Genomic DNA, 16,872 nt, shown 5'->3' on the forward strand with positions numbered 1-16,872 from the left:
CCTTCGGCCCACTTCGAAGCCCCGTGCGGAACTCCTCGACGCTGCTCATGGCCGTACGTTAACCTACCAAACACTTGTTAGGGAAGGTTGTCCTCTGAAGGGGGGAAGCCGGATGCCCGTGAAGGGCCCCGCCATCAAGGAGGCGAACACCTGATGGACCTGAACCACTCCCCGGACGTACGGGCCTTCCGCGCCGAGGCGCGCGCCTGGCTGGCCGCCCACGTACCCGCCACCTCCCTGCCCTCCCTGGAGACGGAGGAGGGCTTCACCGCGCACCGGGCGTGGGAGGCGCTCCTGCACGCCGATCGCTGGTCGGTGGTCTCCTGGCCCGAGGAGCACGGCGGCCGGGGCGTCGGCATCGAGCACTGGCTGGTCTTCGAGGAGGAGTACTGGGCCGCGGGCGCGCCCGGCAGGGTCTCCCAGAACGGCATCAACCTGCTCGCCCCCACCCTCTTCGACCACGCGACGGACGAGCAGCGCGCCCGCGTCCTGCCCTCCATGGCGAGCGGGGAGACCATCTGGGCCCAGGCCTGGTCCGAACCGGAATCCGGCTCCGACCTCGCCTCCCTCCGGTCCAGGGCCGTCCGCACCGACGGCGGCTGGCTGCTCTCCGGACAGAAGACCTGGTCCTCCCGCGCCGCCTTCGCCGACCGCGCCTTCGGCATCTTCCGCACCGACCCGCACGCCCCCAAGCCGCACCAGGGACTCACGTACCTGATGTTCGACCTGCGGGCCCCCGGCGTCACCGTGCGGCCCATCGGCCGGCTCGACGGCAAGCCCGCCTTCGCGGAGCTCTTCCTCGACGAGGTCTTCGTCCCGGACGCGGACGTGATCGGCGAGCCCGGGCAGGGCTGGCGCATCGCCATGTCGACCACCGGCAACGAACGCGGACTCACCCTGCGCGCCCCGGGCCGCTTCCTCGCCGCCGCCGACCGCCTCGTCGAGCTGTGGCACGGCGCCGGCGACCCGGCGGACACCGCGCTGCGCGACCGGGTCGCCGACGCGGTGGTCGGCGCCCGCGCCTACCAGCTGTTCACCTGGGCCAACGCCTCCCGCTTCGCCGCCGGCGAGACGATCGGCGCCGAGTCCAGCCTGAACAAGGTGTTCTGGTCCCAATACGACATCGCCGTGCACGAGACGGCCCTGGACCTGCTCGGCCCCGAGGCGGAGCTCGCGGACGGCGCCTGGGCCGAACCGTGGGTCTTCTCCCTCGCCGGACCCATCTACGCGGGCACCAACGAGATCCAGCGCGACATCATCGCCGAGCGGCTGCTCGGCCTCCCGAAGGGCCGCCGCTGATGCGCTTCCTGCCGACCGAGGAGCAGACGGACTTCGCCCGCACCCTGCACCGCCTGCTCGGCGCCTCGGACGTCCCCGCGGCGGTACGGGCCTGGGGCGCGGGCGACCACGCTCCGGGCCGGGCGCTGTGGACGCGCCTCGCCCAAAGCGGCCTGTTCGCGCTCGCGGTGGACGAGGCCTACGGCGGAGCCGGCCCGCTCCCTCTGGAACTGGCCCTCGGGTTCGTCGAGTTGGGCCGGGCCGGGATGCCGGGCCCGGTCGTGGAGACGGCGACCGCCGCCGTGCTCCTGGCCCGGCTCGGGGACGAGACGCTCGCCAAGCGGTTCCTGCCCGCCCTTGCGGAGGGGGAGTCCTCGGCCACGCTGACCCTGCCGGACGGGGGGCCGTACGCCCTGGACGGGGACGCGGCCACGCACCTCTTCACGGTGTCGCCGGCCGGGGAGCTGCGCCTGTCCGCCGCCGTCGCGCCGCCGCGCACCTCCATCGACCCCGCCCGGCGCCTGACCCTGCCGGACGGTGGCGGCGAGCTGCTGGCGGCCGGCCCGGCCGTCACCGCGGCCGCGCGGGACGCCGGGCACTGGGCGCGGCTGCTGACCGCGGCCCAGTGCCTGGGTACCGGCGAGGCACTGCTCGCACGCACGGTGGACTACGCGAAGCAGCGCACCCAGTTCGGCACCGCGATCGGCGGGTTCCAGGCGGTCAAGCACCGGCTCGCCGACACCCTCATCGGCCTGGAGTTCGCCCGGCCGCTGCTGTGGGCGGCCGCACTGTCCCTCGCCCCGGACGAGGTCGCGGCGGCGAAGCTGACCGCGGGCGAGGCGGCGTACGCGGCGGCCATGACGGCGCTCCAGCTGCACGGCGCGGTCGGCTACACCGAGGAGCTCGACCTCTCGCTGTGGCTGCGCAAGGCCCGCCCGCTGCGCGACGCGTGGGGGACGCCCTCGCAGTGCCGGGCGGCGGTGCTCCAGCGACGCGGGCTCTAGGTGAAGGAGGCGGCCCGGACGCCCGGTGCGCCCCGGGCTACGCCGTCCGGATGAATCCGTACACCGGGGAGCAGGAGGTCCGCCCGGACGTCGCGGGCGCCGCCCGGGAGGGGCTGCGGATCATCGTCGACTCAAGCGGGACAAGGGTTCCGGGGTTCCGGCAGGCCCTCGCCGAGGGGGCGGGCGGACCGCGCTCCGGACCCGCGAAAGACGGAGGTCACACGCTCGCCGCGACACACCCCGACCGACGTGTGCTAGCTTAGAGCTCGTTGCAGTTGTGGTACCCATGAACTTTATGTGCGCCTGACGGGAATGCTCCGACAGGCGCTTTTATTGTTTTGCCGGAATCTCCGGATGGGGCCCTTTGCCGCCTATTCAGGAGATTCAAAAATGGCACTTGGCACCGTGAAGTGGTTCAACTCGGAAAAGGGCTTCGGCTTCATCGAGCAGGACGGTGGCGGCCCGGACGTCTTCGCCCACTACTCGAACATCGCCACCCAGGGCTTCCGTGAGCTCAACGAGGGCCAGCGCGTGTCCTTCGACGTCACCCAGGGCCAGAAGGGCCCGCAGGCCGAGAACATCCTGCCTGCCTGACGCATTCAGCACGCCGGGGTCCGCACCGAGTAGGTGCGGGCCCCGGCTTGTCTGCTGTTTCGACCCGTTTGCAGCATTTGTATGCAGTACCTGCCGGTTTCAGGAGGGCTTTCTCGCATGACCAGCTCCAGCTCCGCACGACCCAGCCGCCGCCCCACCCGGGGCCGAGGTGCGGCCCAGGGACGTCCGAAGGCTGGTGCGGGACGGCAGAAGTCCGCCCCCGTAGCCAGGCCCCAAGAATTCACCATGCCCGACCCGCTGACCCCGGCCCTGGAGCCGGTGGCCGCGTTCGAGGACATGGACATGCCCGAGGCGCTGCTGAAGACCCTCGCCGCCCAGGGCGTCACCGAGCCGTTCCCGATCCAGGCCGCGACCCTGCCGAACTCGCTGGCCGGCCGCGACCTGCTCGGCCGCGGCCGCACCGGCTCCGGCAAGACGCTGGCCTTCGGCCTGGCGCTGCTGGCCCGCACCAGCGGCCGCCGCGCGCAGCCGAAGCAGCCGCTCGCGCTGGTCCTCGTACCGACCCGCGAGCTCGCGCAGCAGGTCACCGACGCGCTGGCCCCGTACGCCACGTCCGTCAACCTGCGCATCGCGACCGTCGTCGGCGGCATGTCGATCAACCGGCAGTCCGGCGCCCTGCGCCGCGGCGCCGAGGTGCTCGTCGCCACCCCGGGCCGCCTCAAGGACCTCATCGACCGCGGTGACGCCGACCTCTCGCAGGTCGCCATCACGGTCCTCGACGAGGCCGACCAGATGACCGACATGGGCTTCATGCCGCAGGTCACCGCGCTGCTCAAGCAGGTCGAGCCCGAGGGCCAGACCATGCTGTTCTCGGCGACCCTCGACAAGAACATCGACAAACTCGTCAAGATGTTCCTGCACGACCCGGTCGGCCACTCCGTCGACCCGTCGGCCGGTGCGGTCACCACCATGGAGCACCACGTCCTGTACGTCATGGACGAGACCGACAAGAAGGCCGTGGCGACGCGTATAGCCGCCCGCGACGGCCGGGTGATCATGTTCGTCGACACCAAGCGCGGGGTCGACCGCATGGTCAAGAAGCTCCTCGCGGACGGCGTCCGCGCCTCCGGCCTGCACGGCGGGCGCTCGCAGCCCCAGCGCAACCGGACCCTGGACTGGTTCAAGACGGGCGAGGTCACCGCGTTGGTCGCCACCAACGTCGCCGCCCGCGGCATCCACATCGACGACCTGGACCTCGTCGTCAACGTGGACCCGCCGGTCGACCACAAGGACTACCTGCACCGCGGCGGCCGTACCGCCCGCGCGGGCGAGTCCGGCAGTGTCGTCACCCTGGTCCTGCCGGACCAGAAGCGCGACATGACCCGCCTGATGTCGGACGCCGGGATCTCCCCGCGCACCGCTCAGATCAAGTCCTCCGACGAGGAACTGGCACGCATCACCGGCGCCAAGGAGCCCTCGGGCATCCCGATCGTGCTGGACGTGCCGCAGCCGACTCCGCCGCGCCAGCGCTCCGCCGGCCAGGGCGGCTCGGGCTCGGGCTCCGGCGCGCGCCGCCGTTCGGGCGGTCCGCGTACGGGCTCCGGTACGGGCGCCGCTCCGGCCGCCGGTGGCGGTGGCCGCGGCCGTCGTGCCGGCGCCGGCGGCGCTGCCGCCGGTCAGTCCGCGGCCTCCGGGTCCGGGCAGCCGCGCCGCGCCCAGGCCGGTCAGGGCGGAGCCGCGGGCGGCTCCGGCGAGCGCGGCCGACGCACCGGAGGCGGTACCTCCGGTGGCGCCGCCGCAGCTTCGGCCCGCAGCCGGGTCGGTGGCGCGGGCCAGGCCCGACGCCGTTCCGCCTGATCAGTGACGAAGTAGGCACCACTGCGCCGGGCAGCGCGATCCACGCGCCGCCCGGCGCTTTCGTGTGTCCGGGCGGTCAGCGGACCATCTTGGCCTGGAGCTTCGCGAGGGTCTTCAGGTCCAGGCCGAGCCCTTCGGTGAGGTAGCCGTAGAAGCTGCCGTAGTCGGCCTCCAGCTGCGCGGTCGCCGCGTCCAGGTAGTCCTGGCGGACCTCCTGGAGCGGGATCAGCAGGTCGGGGTTCTGCATCCGCCCGGACTGCTTGAGACCCGCCCGCACCTGGGCGTCGTACGCCGCGCGGAAGGTGTTCGAGGCCAGGTAGTCGCTCTCGGCGGCGCCCTCGGGGACGGCCAGGGCGCGCAGCAGGACGTAGCTCATCCAGCCCGTCCGGTCCTTGCCGGAGGTGCAGTGGTAGAGCATCGGGCCCTGCCTGCCGTCGGCGGCCTCGCGGACGGTGGCCGCGAACTGCGCACGGTTCTCGGGGCTGGTCACGAACGTCTCGTAGATGTCGCGCATGTACGCCTCGGCGCGGCCGCCGCCGAGCATCTGCTCCTGCTTGACCGGGTCTCCGCTGGCTATCGCGCCGACCAGGGTCCCGTACAGCCCGAGGTCGCTGACCGGCCGGGCGGTGGCGGCCAGGCCGGCGGGCAGCTTGTCGGCGCCGTCGTACTGGACCTCCATCGGGATGCGGAAGTCGACGACCTTCGTGAGGCCGAGCCCGGAGACCGAGGTGAGGTCCGCCGCGGTCAGCTTGCCCAGCGCGTCGGAGCGGTAGACCAGACCCTGGCGGACCGTGCCGCCGGTCCAGGTGCGGTACCCGCCGAGGTCGCGGACGTTCACCGCGCCCTGGAGGGGGATCTGGCGGATCGTCTGCGACTGCCACCGCTGGTGGTGGAGCGAGGCGGTGGCACCGCCCGCCGGCGCGGCGTGCGCGGCGGCGGGCAGGGTCCCGATGGCGAGGGCGGAGGCGAGCAGCGCGGTCGCCAGACGGATTCGTGCACGGCTCATCTGGGGCAACTCCCGTAACGGAGAAGGGGGATCACCCTGGTGGTGGCAGGGTGCCGAGCGGGTGCGGGGGGAGGAAGTGTGCGGGGTCGGGGCGGGAGGAGCCCAGACCGTGCAGGACTTCCAGCACGGTCTGCGCCTCGGCCATGACGCGGGTGACGAGCTCCGCACACGACGGAAGATCGTCGATCACGCCTGCGACCTGGCCCGATGCCATGACACCGAGGTCCGTACGGCCCTCGACCATGGAAGCCCTGAGGAGCATGGGGGTGTTCGCGGCGAGCAGCACCTGGCTCCAGGACAGGTCCTTGCCGTGTTTCATCGCGAGGCCGTCCCGCACCATCCGCGCCCAGGACAGGCCCGAGAGCTTCTTGAAGCCGGCCGCGTGCCGCACCGCCCTGGCCAGAGCCCTCGCCCGGCCCGCCCGCTCCAGGGAAGCGACCAGCTCGCTCCGGAGCATCCGGTGGGGCAGGCCGTCGACGGCCGTCGTGACGGTGACGTCCTTGACGCCGGCCTTCAGGTACTCGGCCTTGACCGCGTCCGGGACCGTCGAGTCGGAGGTCAGCAGGAACCGGGTGCCCATGGCGATGCCGGCGGCCCCGTAGGCCAGCGCCGCGACCAGCCCCCGCCCGTCGCTGAAGCCGCCCGCCGCGATCACCGGGATGTCGACCGCGTCCACCACCTGCGGCAGGAGCACCGTCGTGGCCACGTCGCCGGTGTGCCCGCCGCCCTCGCCGCCCTGCACGATCACCGCGTCCGCACCCCACGCCGCGACCTTCTCGGCGTGCCGGCGGGCCCCGATCGAGGGGATCACGACGACACCCGCGTCCCTCAGCCGCGCGATCAGCTCCTTCGACGGGGCCAGCGCGAACGACGCCACCCGGACGCCCTCGTCGATGATCAGCTGGGCGCGCTCGGCCGCGTCCCCGGCGTCCGCCCGGAGATTGACCCCGAAGGGGGCGTCCGTACGGGACTTGACCTCGCGCACCGCGGCCCGCAGCTGGTCCATCGTCATCGTCGCCGAGGCCAGGATGCCGAGCGCGCCCGCGCCCGCCGCCGCCGACACCAGGCGCGGACCCGCCACCCAGCCCATGCCCGTCTGCACGATCGGGTACCTGACCCCGACCAACTTGGTGAACGCCGTCTCCATCGGATCAGGCCCGCACTTCCCGGTCGCGCAGCCCCCCGGGGTCGATGACCTCCCGGATCAGCCGCAGCTCCTCGGCGCCCGGCTCCCGGGTGTACGGGGTCCCGTCCGCGACGGCCAGCTCGAAGCCGGTGGCCGCCCGGACCTGGTCCACCGTGACGCCCGGGTGCACGGAGACCAGGCGCATCGAGTGGTCCGGACCGGTGAAGTCGAAGACGCCGAGGTCGCTGACGACCCGGGGGAGGCGGTGGTAGCGGGTCACCCCGGCCGCCCCGGCACGGTCGTAGCCCACGCCGCTCACCATGTCGACGCGCTCGACGAACACCCGGGTCGAGTGCTTGGGGATCCAGTAACTCACCGGATTGTTCAGGGTGTTCACCGGAGCGCCGCGCACCCCGAGGAGCTGGCGGGCCGGCCGCTCCCAGTCGCCGATGCAGGAGATGTTCTGGTTGCCGTACCGGTCGATCTGGCTGGCGCCCATCATCACGTGCCGGTGCCCGCCGGTGACCATGGTCAGGTGGCGGCGGTACGGAAGCCAGCCCTCGGCCGTCCCGTCGAGGCCGACCAGCATGGCTTCGCCGTCGGTCAGCAGCAGGTCGGGGGAGAAGGTCCGCTTCGCCAGCCGGGCTCCGAAGGAGGGCACCAGGCCCATCGGGCTGGCCAGCACCTCGCCGTTGTCCCGCCAGGCCTCGGCGCAGGCGATCACGCAGTACTCCGCCCGGCTCACGGTGGTCGTCGTACCGCTCACTGCTGCTCCTCGTGCCAGGCCTGGACGGCCGACTGGTAGGCGTGCTCGCTGCCGCCGGAGAGGAATCGCGCGGCGAACTCGGGCCAGGGGGTGGTCGCGTACAGCTTCTGGAAGGCCTCGTCCCGGTCGTAGTCGGGGGCGCAGGAGGTGAAGTGGGCGCCGTTCGGCGTCTCCACGACGCCCGTGACCGAGTGGCGGCTGACCAGCAGGGACTGCGGGGGCCCCGCCTTGGAGAGCTCGGCGGTCTCGACGAGCTGCTCGCAGCTGACGTACGCGGCGTCGGCGGCCTCGCAGAACAGGTCGTCGAAGTACGGGTCCGGGCCCAGGTACTGGGCATTGCCGTGCCGGTCGGCGCGGTTCAGGTGGACCAGGGCGGCGTCCACGCGCAGGGCGGGAACGGCGACGAACTCCTCGCCGTCGGCGTAGGGGGAGGTGACGGTGCGCAGCTCGGGGTTGACGCGCATGACGTCCGAGCCGAGGCCGGCGCGGACGGGGAGGAAGGGCAGCCGGTTGGCGGCGGCGTGCAGACCCCACATGAACATGGCCTCGTCGAGCTCGGTGAGGGAGAAGGCTCCGCTCTCGCGGGCGGCCCGGTAGTGCGGCTCCAGCGGGATGGAATCGAGGGTGACGAACGGCGTGACCAGCTTGGCGATCTTCCCGGCGGCCGCGAGCAGGCCGACGTCGGGGCCGCCGTACGAGACCACGGTGAGACCGGTGACCTCGGAGCGCAGCAGCGCGCGCACCAGGGCCATGGGCTTGCGCCGCGCACCCCAGCCGCCGATGCCGATCGTCATCCCGCTGCGCAGCCGCCCGACCACCTCGTCGGCGGTCATCGTCTTGTCGCTCTGGCCGGTCATGCCGGTCCCTCCTTGCCGAAGGTGTCGCGGACCCGGTCGGCGACACCGCTGAGATTGGCCTCGAAGGTGAAGCCCTGTTCGAAGCGGTAGCTGCGGCGCACGTCCACCGGGTCGATGCCGTTGATGGCCGCCTTGGCGAGCCGGATGAGGTAGCCGTCCTTCTCTGCGATCTCGGCGGCCAGCTCCAGGGCGGCCGCGCGCAGTTCCCCGCGCGGGACCACCTTCCAGACCGAGCCGTGCGCGTGCAGTTCGGCGGCGGACGCGGTGCGCGAGGTGTAGTACAGGGTGCGCATCATGTGCTGCGGGACGAGCCGGGCCAGGTGGGTGGCGGCCCCGAGGGCGCCCCGGTCCAGCTCCGGCAGGCCGAAGGTCGCGTCGTCGGAGGCGACGATCGCGTCGGCGTTGCCGACGAGGCCGATGCCGCCGCCGAGGCAGAAACCGTTCACGGCCGCCACGACGGGCACCTCGCACTCGTACACGGCGGCGAAGGCCTCGTAGCAGCCCCGGTTGGCGCCGACGAGTGAGCCGTGGCCGGTGTCGCGCTGCATCTCCTTGATGTCGACCCCGGCGTTGAAGCCGCGGCCCTCGGCGGCGAGGACCACGCACCGCACCCCGGGGTCGCGGCCGGCCGTGCGCAGGGCGTCCGCGAGGTCGAACCAGCCCTGCACGGGGAGGGCGTTGACGGGTGGGAAGTCGACTGTGATGAGCGCGATGCCCTTGTCGGGGCTTGAGGTGGAGACACCCATGAGCGGATCAGCTACCTTTCCACCAAACATTTGTTAGGTGAGGAAGGTAGCAGCCGATGGAGCTCAACGGGAGGGTCGTCGTCGTCACCGGCGGAACCCGCGGCGTCGGCGCCGGGATCGCGCGGTCGTTCCTCACGGCGGGCGCCGAGGTCGTCGTCTGCGCGCGCCGACCACCGCCGGAACCAGTGCGGGCGCAGGGTCGTTCGGCGTCGTACGACGCCCTCGACCTGCGGGACCCGGCCGCCGTCCAGGACTTCTTCGGATCGGTCGCCCGGCGCTACGGGCGCCTCGACTGCCTGGTCAACAACGCCGGCGGGACCCCGTACCGGCTGCTCGGCGAAGGCGGGGCGCAACACCACGCGAGGGTGCTGGAACTGAACCTGACCGCCCCGATGGCCGCCTCGCTCGCGGCCTACCCGTGGCTGCGCCGGGCGCGCGGCTCGGTCGTCATGATCGGCAGCGTCAGCGGGACCAGGCCCTCGCCCGGTACGGCGGCGTACGGGGCGGCGAAGGCCGGACTGGAGAACCTCGCCCGCTCCATGGCCGTCGAATGGGCCCCCGACGTACGGGTCAACTCACTGGTCCTGGGCATGGTGCGGACCGAGCTGTCACACCTGCACTACGGCGACGAGACCGGCATCGCGGCGGTCGGCGCGACCGTCCCGCTCGGGCGGCTCGCCGAACCCTCGGACGTGGGCGACGCGGCGGTCTTCCTGGCCTCCGACCGTGCGGGCTACGTCAGCGGCGCGAGCCTCCTCGTGCACGGGGGCGGCGAGCGCCCGGCGTTCTTGGATGCGGCAACTGTGAACAAGGAGAGCTGACATGGGACTTGCCGAAGGCCGTGTGGTCATCGTGACGGGCGCGGGACGGGGACTGGGCCGGGCCCACGCGCTGGCCTTCGCCGCGGAAGGCGCGCGCGTGGTGGTGAACGACCTCGGGGTCGGCCTGGACGGCCTGCCGGGGCCTGACGGCCCGGCGGCGCTCGTGGTCGCCGAGATCCGCGAACTGGGCGGGGAAGCGGTCGCGCACGGCGGGGACATCGCGACGGCGCGGGGCGCGGCCTCGCTGGTCGAGACGGCCGTCTCGACCTTCGGGCGCCTGGACACGCTGGTCAACAACGCGGGGTTCCTGCGCGACCGGATGCTCGTGAACCTCGACGAGGACGACTGGGACGCCGTGATGCGGGTGCACCTCAAGGGGCACTTCCTGCCACTGAAGCACGCGGCGGCGTACTGGCGGGCGGAGGCGAAGGAAGGCCGCCACGTGGCCGCGCGGGTCGTGAACACGTCCTCCGGTGCGGGCCTGCTCGGCTCCGTGGGCCAGGGCAACTACAGCGCGGCCAAGGCCGGGATCCTCGGGCTGACGCTCGTCTCGGCGGCGGAGATGGGCCGTTACGGGGTCCAGGTGAACGCCATCGCCCCGGCCGCGCGGACCCGGATGACGGAAGGGACCTTCGCGGACACCATGGCCGCCCCCGAAGCCGGGGCCTTCGACGCGATGGCTCCGGAGAACGTGTCACCGCTGGTGGTGTGGCTGGGCTCCGACGCGTCGGCCGGGGTCACGGGCCGTGTCTTCGAGACGGAGGGCGGGCGCATCACGGTGATGGAGGGCTGGCGGCCCGGTCCCACGGCGGACCGCGGCGCGCGCTGGACGCCGTGGGAGGCGGGGGAGGCGGCGCTGAAACTCCTCGCGCGGTCCGAGCGGCCGCAGCCGGTGTACGGGGCGCGGTGACGGGAGGGGCCCGCTACCGGCCGCGCGGCCGCTCCGCTTCGGGGGCCTTTCGCGACGGCCCTTCACGGTGACCGGGAGAACGGCCCCGCCGGCTCCGGAGAGGAGAGCCGCACGGCCCTGCGGCACGGATCCTCGTTCCCGCGAGGAGCGCATGCGCTCTCGGACACGCCACAAGCGGAAGGACCCGGTCCCGGCCCCCTGGCGAGGGGTCGGGCCCGGGTCCTTCCTTCGTGCGATGGAGTACCACTACCCACTACATCCACTCGCTGAACCGCAGCCACCCCATCATGTTGTCCATCTCCCGCCAGGCAACGGGCGCCTGCAGATCGCGAGTTGGCCCGGCGGGGGCGTCAACGCGATCGCGCGGTCGCCTTCCGCGGTCGCCTTCGAAGCTGGGACAGCCGGGCGGAGGCGTCGGCGGAGGGGTGTGTTCCGGCCGCAAGGGCCGGGCACACCGCCCCTATGAGCGAAGCCTCGGCCTTCCTGATAGTCCTGACCCTGACCGTGCTCGGCTGGGGAACCGTCTTTCTGGCGGCCAACCGGCAGTCCGCGTCGAGGCCCAGGCCGCGTGGCGGCAGTGACAGCGGTGGCGGCGACGGTGGCTGCGGCGGGGGAGACAACTGCGGCAGCGGCAGTGGCGGCGGCTGCGGAGACTGAGCACCCGCGGGGGGACTCCCGGCGCTCGCGGCACGCCCGGTGCTCCCGGCCCGCCCGGGCTGCCCGGTGCTCCCAGGCCGGCCGGTGCTCCCGGCCCGCCCGGTGCTCCCGGCCCGCCCGGGCTGCCCGGTGCTCCCAGGCCGGCCGGCGCTCAGGTGTCGCAGTCCAGCACCGTGTGACACAGCCCGCAGCGGGCCCGGAGCGGCCCCCGGTCGGCCGGCAGCCGCAGCCGCTGCTCGCACACCGGGCACGGAAAGCTCACCCGCGGCCCGTCGGCGTGCACCTCGAACCGGTACGCCGCCCCGCGCCCCGGCGGGGCCGGAGCCGCTCTGCGGTCCCGGGCGTAGCGCCACCGCTCCGCCCTGCCCGCGGCCGCCAGGGGAGCCCGGCGCAGGTCCCGTCGGGCCATGGCGCGGCCGCGCACGTACGCCTCGTACGCCTGCGGGCTGGTGAACCACGCGGAGAGGTCCTCACCTCCGATGAACCGCTCGCGTTTGGCCAGGACGAAGCCGAACTCCTCCGGGGTGAGGTAGCCGAGCTTCTGGTGGGTGAGGTCGTCCTCGCGGTAGGCGTCGAGCAGCAGCCAGCCCGCCCCGAGGTAGGCGGCGGCGGTGTCGGTGAGGATCTCGTCGCCCGCGGTGGTGGGGAAGCGCAGGCCCAGGCGGTGCAGCAGGACGTGCGTGACCTCGTGGGCGAGGGCGGCCGCCAGATCGCGGCGGTGCGTGCGGAAGCGGTCGTTGACCTCGACGAAGTACTCCGGTCCGGCGGCCAGTTCGACACTGGCCGCGTCCCGCATGGCGCGGAAACCCACCACGATGCGCGCGTCGGGCAGCCGCAGCGCCCGGACCATCGCGGAGGCCACCCGGTGCGCGCCGAGGTACAGGTCGTCGGCGTCGCCGAAGGCCGCGTCGGCGGGGGCGAAGGGCGTGCCGTAGGCGCGGATCCCGTCATCGGAGAGCCGGCGGAACAGTGCGTTCACGGCCTCGCGGACCGTCTCCAGATGCGGAAATCCGTGCTGGACCGGACTGCTGTGCCGACTGTTGTCCGTCATGAGGCGTCTCCTGCCGGAAGTTGTCCGAAAACGCGTTCTTGATGGCGCCCGTGGCTGCGTTGTGTCATGTCCCCGTCATGCACCCGATGACGCGCACGGCCCAACCCCCCACGAAAGGCAGTGTGTCGACAGTGTCCACCCTCGTCAGTGCCCTCAAGCGCACCCTCGCCGTCGGCGCGGTGGCCCTCGCCGCCGTCAGCCTCCAGCCCGGCTCCGCCACCGCGTCCCAGGCCCCCGTCGTCGGCGGAACCCGCGCCGCCCAGGGCGAGTTCCCCTTCATGGTCCGCCTCTCCATGGGCTGCGGCGGCGCCCTCTACAGCCAGCAGATCGTCCTCACCGCCGCCCACTGCGTCAGCGGCTCCGGCAACAACACCTCCATCACCGTCACCGCCGGAGTCGTCGACCTCAACAGCGCCAGCGCCATCAAGGTCAAGTCCACCAAGGTCCTCCAGGCCCCCGGCTACAACGGCACGGGCAAGGACTGGGCCCTCATCAAGCTCGCCAAGCCCATCAACCTGCCCACCCTCAAGATCGCCGACACCAAGGCCTACGACAACGGAACCTTCACCGTCGCCGGCTGGGGCGCCACCCGCGAAGGCGGCGGCCAGCAGCGCTACCTGCGCAAGGCCACCGTCCCGTTCGTCTCCGACGCCTCCTGCCAGGCCTCCTACGGCAGCTCCCTGGTGCCCGCCGAGGAGATCTGCGCAGGGTTCGACCAAGGAGGCGTCGACACCTGCCAGGGCGACTCCGGCGGCCCCATGTTCCGCCGCGACAGCGCGAACGCCTGGATCCAGGTCGGCATAGTCAGCTGGGGCGAGGGCTGCGCCCGGCCCGACTACCCCGGCGTCTACACCGAGGTCTCCACCTTCGCCGCAGCGATCAAGAACGCGGCCGCCACCCTCTGACAGCCCGCACTCCCCCTCGCTGCGTCTGCGTCCCTCGTCCTTTCGGCCCCTGTGCGGCGCGCACGGGCCGAAAGGACGAGGCGCTGTGCCCCGAATGCACGCGAGGCCCACCGGAGCCCCGCGAGTCGTCGGCGGCATCGTTCCGGCCCCGCGGCACGCTCCGGGCGCTCGGCCGCGCGGTTGCGGGCCGGGGCGGCCGAAGGTCCCATGGGAAGAACCGACCGGGTGGGAACCGACCGGGTGGGAACCCACCGGGTGGGAACGCACCGGGTGGGAACGCACCGGTTGGGAGGACCGGGACGGCCGGGGCCGCCGGAAACAGCGGGACGGCCGGGAAAGCCGGGACCGCCGGGACGACACAGGCAGCGGGCGACAGTGGGGCAGGCAGCGCATGGCGATCAGAGTGGTCATCGCGGACGACCAGGAGATGGTCAGGACCGGTTTCCGGATGATCCTCGAGAGCCAGCCGGACATCGAGGTCGTCGCGGACGTCGTCGACGGCGAAGCCGCCCTCGCGGCAGTCGCCGCACACCGGCCCGACGTCCTGCTCCTCGACATCCGCATGCCCAGACTCGACGGGCTCGAAGTCACCCGCAGGCTCGCCGGCAGCGACGGCCCCCGCATCGTCATCGTCACCACCTTCGACCTCGACGAGTACGTCCACGCGGCACTCCACGGCGGAGCGTCCGGCTTCCTCCTCAAAGACGCGAGTCCGGCCATGCTGGTTGAAGCGGTCCGGGCCGCGGCCGTCGGGGACTCCCTCGTCTCACCCGCCATCACCGTCCGGCTGCTGCGGGAAATGGCCCGCCGCATCCCGGCCGCCCAAGCGGCCCGCCGCCCGGCGGAGCCGCTGACCGACCGGGAGCGCGAGGTCGTACGCTGCCTCGCGCGCGGCCTGACCAACGCCGAGATCGCGGGCGAGCTCTTCGTCTCCCTCTCCACGGTCAAGACCCACCTGGCCAACGTCCAGGCCAAACTGGACGCCCGCAACCGCGTCGAAATCGCCGCATGGGCCTGGGAAAGCGGCCTGGCGGGCACCCCGGCGTGAGGGGACCCTGTCCCGGTGCGCGCTCGGCGCCGGGGGAGCGGCCGGGCGGGCGGCCTGGCGTGAGGGGACCCTGTCCCGGTGCGCGCTCGGCGCCGGGCGGGCGCCCCGGCGCCCTTCGTCTCCTGCGCGGAGGGGCCGGCGGAGCCGGTGCGGCAACCGCGCGGGTGCCGGGCACGGCCACCGGCACAACCGGTGGAGCCAACCGTCCGGGGCGCCGTACGGCCAGGCGGTCCCCGTGAGTCCGCTGGGGCGATGGGCCCGCCGTCACCCCCGCGCCGCGACCTGGATCAGCATCATCCTCTCCGTCGCCCTCCTCGCCCTCGTCACCTTCGAGGGCGTCGTCCTCGCCCGTCAGCCCAGCGTCCCGCACGCCGCCGTCTGGGTGTCCGGCATGCTCGTCTGCCTCAGCGCCGCGCCCTGGCCCGGGATCCCGCTCCTCGTACGGGCCTGGTTCGCCGCCACCGTCAGCTGGACCGTCACGATCCTGCTGCTCTTCAGCAACCACCCCATCGTCGTCTGGGGCGGGGGCGAGGCCGTCGCCCTCCTCTTCTTCCTCAGCCAGGTCCTGCTGCGCGCCCCCGTCCGTACCGCCGCCGTACTCGGCCCCCTGCTCGGCCTCGGCTGCATGGCCGTGCCCGTCCGGGACACGGACCCGGGCCGGTTCACGCTGCTCTTCTCCGTGCTCGCCGTCGTCGTCGGGGCGTACTCCCTGCTGCTGCGCATGCAGTCCGTCGAGCGCCTGCGCGAGCTGAGCGCCGTACGCAGCGCCGAGCGCCTGGAGCTGGCGCGCGAGCTGCACGACCTTGTCGCCCACCACGTGACCGGGATCGTCGTCGAGGCGCGGGCCGCCCGCTACACCAAGGTCTCCGCCGAACGCGCCGGCGAGATCTTCGGCCGCATCGAGAGCTCCGGTGCCGAGGCGCTCGGCTCCATGCGACGCCTGGTCAAGATCCTCCGCGAGGGCGCACAGGGCGCACAGGGCGCACAGGGCACACAGGGCGCGCGGGGCGCCGAGGAGGGCGGCGCCGGGCCGGGCGCGGGCACCGCCCCCGTCGCCGGCCTCCGCGAGATCCGCGGGCTCGCGGAACGGTTCGCCATGACCGGCCCGCCCGTCGTCCTCTACATCGAGGACGGCCTGGAGACCCGGCTCCCCGCCGACGTCGCCGCCACCGCCCACCGCATCGTTCTCGAAGCCCTCACCAACATCGGCAAGCACGCCGCGACCGCCACCGCCGTCCGGATCGGCTTGCGCACCGTCCCGCCCGGCCTGGAAGTCCGCGTCGCCGATGACGGCGGCCGCTCGGCCAGGCTCTCCGAGAACGCCCGCGGCGGCGGCTACGGCCTCGTCGGCATGGCCGAACGGGCAGAAGCCCTCGGCGGCTCCCTCACCGCCGGCCCCGCCCCCGAAGGCGGCTGGCTGGTCACGGCGATCCTGCCGCTGTAGGCCGAGCCCACTCCCCGGCAGCCGGGTGCCGCCCCGGCACCGCACCCGGCCTCCCCGGTACCGCACACGAGCCGACGGGGCACAGAGCTGCGGCCCGTCGCGTCCGACCCCGAACCCGGCCCGCGCGTCCGACCCGGCACCCGGCTCGTCGCGTCCACCCCGCCCCGCACCCGGCCGGCCGCACCCGACCCCGTACCCGAATCCGGCCCGTCGCGTCCGACCCGGTACCCAGCTCGTCGCGTCCACCCCGGCCAGCCGCACCCGGCCCGCCGCACCCGACCCGCCGCACCCAACCCCGTACCCGGCCCGCCGCGCCCGGCCCCGTACCCCGGCCTGGGCACCCGGTACGGCGTCTGCCGCCCGAGGAGGTACTCGGCTCGGTCCGGGCCGATCCGCACAGATCGGCCCGGACCGGACACGGCGCCGCGCGGCACGGACGCGCCGCCGTCTCACTGGCCGACTGGCCGAGGAACCACTCCCGTGCGCCCCGTATTCTCGGGAACCATGAACACCAGCGACATCGACGAGAGCGTCACCGCCGAGCTGGCCCGTCTGAGGGACAGCATCGACAACATCGACGCGGCCGTGGTGCACATGCTCGCCGAGCGCTTCAAGTGCACCCAGCAGGTCGGCCACCTCAAGGCCCGCCACCAGCTGCCCGCTGCCGACCCGGGCCGCGAGGCCAGCCAGATCGCCCGGCTGCGCCAGCTCGCCGAGAACGCCAAGCTCGACCCGGCCTTCGCCGAGAAGCTCCTGAACTTCATCATCGCCGAGGTCATCCGCCACCACGAGACGATCGCAGCGGGCGAGGAGTAGCCGCCCTGGGGCCCGGCACCGTCAT

The 16,872-nt window shown here is 73.3% G+C and carries 17 protein-coding genes; 11 read left to right on the forward strand and 6 right to left on the reverse strand.

The window, feature by feature from the left end; all coding sequences use genetic code 11:
• The first annotated feature begins 153 nt into the window (after positions 1 to 153).
• From ACFWBY_RS24015 to ACFWBY_RS24030, 4 genes are all read left to right on the forward strand, one after another.
• Entirely contained in the window at positions 154 to 1,299 is a 1,146-nt protein-coding gene (locus ACFWBY_RS24015; protein ID WP_385339541.1) for an acyl-CoA dehydrogenase family protein, read from the forward strand.
• A complete protein-coding gene (locus ACFWBY_RS24020; RefSeq protein WP_385339538.1) occupies positions 1,299 to 2,282 on the forward strand; it encodes an acyl-CoA dehydrogenase family protein in 984 nt (327 codons plus the stop codon). Before ACFWBY_RS24015 ends, ACFWBY_RS24020 begins: the two co-directional genes overlap by 1 nt.
• 390 nt (positions 2,283 to 2,672) lie before the next feature.
• Positions 2,673 to 2,876, forward strand: a complete 204-nt coding sequence (locus ACFWBY_RS24025) for a cold-shock protein (protein ID WP_112447913.1) — start codon at positions 2,673 to 2,675, stop codon at positions 2,874 to 2,876.
• A 117-nt stretch (positions 2,877 to 2,993) separates the two neighbouring features.
• Positions 2,994 to 4,694: a DEAD/DEAH box helicase gene (locus ACFWBY_RS24030; RefSeq protein ID WP_385339535.1), complete on the forward strand. Its 1,701-nt coding sequence runs from the start codon at positions 2,994 to 2,996 to the stop codon at positions 4,692 to 4,694.
• 76 nt (positions 4,695 to 4,770) lie between these two features.
• On the opposite strand, the gene ACFWBY_RS24035 is transcribed toward ACFWBY_RS24030, so the two are convergent.
• From ACFWBY_RS24035 to ACFWBY_RS24055, 5 genes are read right to left on the reverse strand one after another with little or no spacing between them, the layout of a single operon-like run.
• Positions 4,771 to 5,700, reverse strand: coding sequence for a tyrosine-protein phosphatase (locus ACFWBY_RS24035; RefSeq protein ID WP_385339532.1), 930 nt, complete (start codon positions 5,698 to 5,700; stop codon positions 4,771 to 4,773).
• 31 nt (positions 5,701 to 5,731) lie between these two features.
• Entirely contained in the window at positions 5,732 to 6,847 is a 1,116-nt protein-coding gene (locus tag ACFWBY_RS24040; protein ID WP_385339530.1) for an NAD(P)H-dependent flavin oxidoreductase, read from the reverse strand.
• A 4-nt stretch (positions 6,848 to 6,851) separates the two neighbouring features.
• Positions 6,852 to 7,592 (reverse strand): CoA-transferase subunit beta, encoded by a 741-nt coding sequence (locus ACFWBY_RS24045; RefSeq protein WP_385339527.1) that lies wholly within the window; start codon positions 7,590 to 7,592, stop codon positions 6,852 to 6,854.
• A complete protein-coding gene (locus ACFWBY_RS24050) occupies positions 7,589 to 8,449 on the reverse strand; it encodes a CoA transferase subunit A (RefSeq protein WP_385339525.1) in 861 nt (286 codons plus the stop codon). The genes ACFWBY_RS24045 and ACFWBY_RS24050 overlap by 4 nt, the downstream gene beginning before the upstream one ends.
• On the reverse strand, positions 8,446 to 9,195 hold the full coding sequence (locus ACFWBY_RS24055; protein ID WP_385339522.1) for an enoyl-CoA hydratase family protein: 750 nt from the start codon (positions 9,193 to 9,195) through the stop codon (positions 8,446 to 8,448). Before ACFWBY_RS24055 ends, ACFWBY_RS24050 begins: the two co-directional genes overlap by 4 nt.
• Before the next feature lie 56 nt (positions 9,196 to 9,251).
• Between ACFWBY_RS24055 and ACFWBY_RS24060 the strand changes: the two genes are divergently transcribed.
• From ACFWBY_RS24060 to ACFWBY_RS24070, 3 genes are all read left to right on the forward strand, one after another.
• Positions 9,252 to 10,016 carry an SDR family oxidoreductase gene (locus ACFWBY_RS24060; RefSeq protein ID WP_385339520.1) on the forward strand — a complete coding sequence of 255 codons (765 nt, stop codon included), beginning with the start codon at positions 9,252 to 9,254 and terminating at the stop codon, positions 10,014 to 10,016.
• Position 10,017: 1 nt separating this feature from the next.
• On the forward strand, positions 10,018 to 10,926 hold the full coding sequence (locus ACFWBY_RS24065) for an SDR family oxidoreductase (RefSeq protein ID WP_385339517.1): 909 nt from the start codon (positions 10,018 to 10,020) through the stop codon (positions 10,924 to 10,926).
• A gap of 462 nt (positions 10,927 to 11,388) precedes the next feature.
• Complete coding sequence (locus tag ACFWBY_RS24070; RefSeq protein ID WP_385339514.1) at positions 11,389 to 11,583, forward strand: hypothetical protein; 195 nt, start codon at positions 11,389 to 11,391, stop codon at positions 11,581 to 11,583.
• A 151-nt stretch (positions 11,584 to 11,734) separates the two neighbouring features.
• Here the strand turns inward: ACFWBY_RS24070 and ACFWBY_RS24075 are convergent, their stop codons facing one another.
• Positions 11,735 to 12,634: a hypothetical protein gene (locus ACFWBY_RS24075; RefSeq protein WP_385339512.1), complete on the reverse strand. Its 900-nt coding sequence runs from the start codon at positions 12,632 to 12,634 to the stop codon at positions 11,735 to 11,737.
• 86 nt (positions 12,635 to 12,720) lie between these two features.
• On the opposite strand from ACFWBY_RS24075, the gene ACFWBY_RS24080 reads away from it, so the two are divergent.
• The 4 genes from ACFWBY_RS24080 to ACFWBY_RS24095 all read left to right on the forward strand — a co-directional run bounded on the left by ACFWBY_RS24080 (position 12,721) and on the right by ACFWBY_RS24095 (position 16,847).
• The gene (locus ACFWBY_RS24080; RefSeq protein ID WP_385339509.1) at positions 12,721 to 13,539 is read left to right on the forward strand and encodes a serine protease; all 819 of its coding nucleotides are present in this window, start codon (positions 12,721 to 12,723) and stop codon (positions 13,537 to 13,539) included.
• A 391-nt stretch (positions 13,540 to 13,930) separates the two neighbouring features.
• The gene (locus ACFWBY_RS24085) at positions 13,931 to 14,587 is read left to right on the forward strand and encodes a response regulator (RefSeq protein WP_385339506.1); all 657 of its coding nucleotides are present in this window, start codon (positions 13,931 to 13,933) and stop codon (positions 14,585 to 14,587) included.
• A 235-nt stretch (positions 14,588 to 14,822) separates the two neighbouring features.
• The gene (locus tag ACFWBY_RS24090) at positions 14,823 to 16,031 is read left to right on the forward strand and encodes a sensor histidine kinase (RefSeq protein WP_385339504.1); all 1,209 of its coding nucleotides are present in this window, start codon (positions 14,823 to 14,825) and stop codon (positions 16,029 to 16,031) included.
• 504 nt (positions 16,032 to 16,535) lie between these two features.
• Complete coding sequence (locus ACFWBY_RS24095; protein ID WP_385339502.1) at positions 16,536 to 16,847, forward strand: chorismate mutase; 312 nt, start codon at positions 16,536 to 16,538, stop codon at positions 16,845 to 16,847.
• The last annotated feature ends 25 nt before the right edge of the window (positions 16,848 to 16,872 follow it).

It is taken from the genome of Streptomyces sp. NPDC060049 (assembly GCF_042736715.1).
In the GTDB taxonomy this organism is placed as follows: Bacteria; Actinomycetota; Actinomycetes; order Streptomycetales; family Streptomycetaceae; genus Streptomyces.

What these genes read in the sequence shown, in the direction of transcription:
- ACFWBY_RS24015 (WP_385339541.1), top strand. Translation starts at nt 154, where the DNA reads ATGGACCTGAACCACTCCCCGGACGTACGGGCCTTCCGCGCCGAGGCG.
- ACFWBY_RS24020 (WP_385339538.1), top strand. Translation starts at nt 1,299, where the DNA reads ATGCGCTTCCTGCCGACCGAGGAGCAGACGGACTTCGCCCGCACCCTG.
- ACFWBY_RS24025 (WP_112447913.1), top strand. Translation starts at nt 2,673, where the DNA reads ATGGCACTTGGCACCGTGAAGTGGTTCAACTCGGAAAAGGGCTTCGGC.
- ACFWBY_RS24030 (WP_385339535.1), top strand. Translation starts at nt 2,994, where the DNA reads ATGACCAGCTCCAGCTCCGCACGACCCAGCCGCCGCCCCACCCGGGGC.
- ACFWBY_RS24035 (WP_385339532.1), bottom strand. Translation starts at nt 5,700, where the DNA reads ATGAGCCGTGCACGAATCCGTCTGGCGACCGCGCTGCTCGCCTCCGCC.
- ACFWBY_RS24040 (WP_385339530.1), bottom strand. Translation starts at nt 6,847, where the DNA reads ATGGAGACGGCGTTCACCAAGTTGGTCGGGGTCAGGTACCCGATCGTG.
- ACFWBY_RS24050 (WP_385339525.1), bottom strand. Translation starts at nt 8,449, where the DNA reads ATGACCGGCCAGAGCGACAAGACGATGACCGCCGACGAGGTGGTCGGG.
- ACFWBY_RS24055 (WP_385339522.1), bottom strand. Translation starts at nt 9,195, where the DNA reads ATGGGTGTCTCCACCTCAAGCCCCGACAAGGGCATCGCGCTCATCACA.
- ACFWBY_RS24060 (WP_385339520.1), top strand. Translation starts at nt 9,252, where the DNA reads ATGGAGCTCAACGGGAGGGTCGTCGTCGTCACCGGCGGAACCCGCGGC.
- ACFWBY_RS24065 (WP_385339517.1), top strand. Translation starts at nt 10,018, where the DNA reads ATGGGACTTGCCGAAGGCCGTGTGGTCATCGTGACGGGCGCGGGACGG.
- ACFWBY_RS24070 (WP_385339514.1), top strand. Translation starts at nt 11,389, where the DNA reads ATGAGCGAAGCCTCGGCCTTCCTGATAGTCCTGACCCTGACCGTGCTC.
- ACFWBY_RS24075 (WP_385339512.1), bottom strand. Translation starts at nt 12,634, where the DNA reads ATGACGGACAACAGTCGGCACAGCAGTCCGGTCCAGCACGGATTTCCG.
- ACFWBY_RS24080 (WP_385339509.1), top strand. Translation starts at nt 12,721, where the DNA reads ATGACGCGCACGGCCCAACCCCCCACGAAAGGCAGTGTGTCGACAGTG.
- ACFWBY_RS24085 (WP_385339506.1), top strand. Translation starts at nt 13,931, where the DNA reads ATGGCGATCAGAGTGGTCATCGCGGACGACCAGGAGATGGTCAGGACC.
- ACFWBY_RS24095 (WP_385339502.1), top strand. Translation starts at nt 16,536, where the DNA reads ATGAACACCAGCGACATCGACGAGAGCGTCACCGCCGAGCTGGCCCGT.